The sequence below is a fragment of the Neisseria sp. P0009.S007 genome (assembly GCF_051962515.1).
This window is the reverse complement of the sequence record NZ_JBQCVF010000987.1, coordinates 1-337: the sequence shown is the minus strand read 5'-3', so window position 1 is coordinate 337 and position 337 is coordinate 1. Positions and strand designations below refer to the sequence as shown.

1 protein-coding gene is annotated in these 337 nt (G+C 46.3%); it reads right to left on the bottom strand.

The window, feature by feature from the left end:
- Positions 1-4 precede the first annotated feature (4 nt).
- Positions 5-337, bottom strand: a 333-nt coding sequence (locus tag ACTHS3_RS17455) for a hypothetical protein (protein ID WP_440368692.1), incomplete at its 5' end; no start/stop codon positions are given.

Genomic DNA, 337 nt, shown 5'->3' with positions numbered 1-337 from the left:
CATTTTATCTGTTGGCTATACGCTCTGCGGCCGCCTTTTGCTTAACCATCTTGGCGGTGGCTGCTTCTGTGCGCCGATCAAGCTCAAGCTGATCGGCGGCGGCATCACGGGCTTTTATTATATGTTCTGACAGTTTTTTATTAAGTACCTCAAGGCTTTCTGTTTGCTTTTTTTGCTTCTCATTCAGCCTTTCACGGTCAGATGCCAACCGTTCCATTTCGGCAGTTTGTGCTTTACTTGCGGTGCCGTTTTTTTTGATTTCCGAGTTTAATGAACTGACCGCTTTACGGTTTTCATTCATCTCGCGCGTGGTTTCACGGATTTTTGCGTCCAATGT